We start from the raw sequence: 747 nt of genomic DNA, 5'->3' as shown, positions 1-747 counted from the left end.
GCCCAGCCCTTGGCCTGCGCGAGTGCCGAGAAACCACCATCTTGCGGGCGCCACAGGTGCGTATGGCAGCCCAGGGACGAGACCTCACTGGCCCTTTCACCGCACAGGCGCCAAGCCCAGTATTGCGCATAGGGCAGCAGGCAGCGCGTGCGCCGCCAGGCCTCGGGGTGCAGGTTCTGCACATAGCAAAGCTGGCGCGCGGCGTTCAAGCCCGCGGGCAGGTCGGGCGACAGGGTCTGCGCAAAGCCATCGGCCGCCGCGTCAAACGCCTGGGCCAGCAGCGGATGCTGCGCCAGGCCGTCGAATTCGTAGTCCACGGGCGCCCAAGCCAGGCCCTCATCACCCAAGGCCACCAGTGCGGCACCGTGGGTAGAGGCAATGGCGCGGCGGCAGCGTGCCGTGTGGGTGGACGCGCGCAGGGTCTGCGCCATCCAGTCTTCCAGCCCTTGCACATCCAGCGCGGGGTAGCCCAGAGGCGACGGCACGCTGGCGTTGTCGCGCCCATGGCGTTCCACCACCGCGCCCTGTGCGTCCACCATCAGCAGCTTGGCGTGGCTCTTGCCGATGTCGATCACCAGCGTCAGTTCGTCATTCACAGCCACTGCCCTCACTCCATGTGGAACAGGCAGGGCAACGGCTCGGCCACCGGGGAACCATCGGGGTTGGCGCGCATGATGTCGGCCATGTAGGCCCACCAGCGCTGCATCACCGGGTGGCTGGGTAGGCTGTCCATGGTGTGGCCTGCGG

At 68.4% G+C, this 747-nt stretch carries 1 protein-coding gene and 1 pseudogene; both read right to left on the bottom strand.

From position 1 onward, the window contains the following. Positions 1-602: pseudogene (locus tag AC1D1Y_RS25975) on the bottom strand (FGGY-family carbohydrate kinase); the annotation flags it as partial. A 5-nt stretch (positions 603-607) separates the two neighbouring features. Further along, positions 608-733 carry an L-rhamnose mutarotase gene (locus AC1D1Y_RS25970; protein ID WP_477684890.1) on the bottom strand — a complete coding sequence of 42 codons (126 nt, stop codon included), beginning with the start codon at positions 731-733 and terminating at the stop codon, positions 608-610. Positions 734-747 lie beyond the last annotated feature (14 nt).

Source organism: Polaromonas sp. P1_G1 (assembly GCF_056405595.1).
This window is presented reverse-complemented; position numbering and strand designations above follow the sequence as displayed.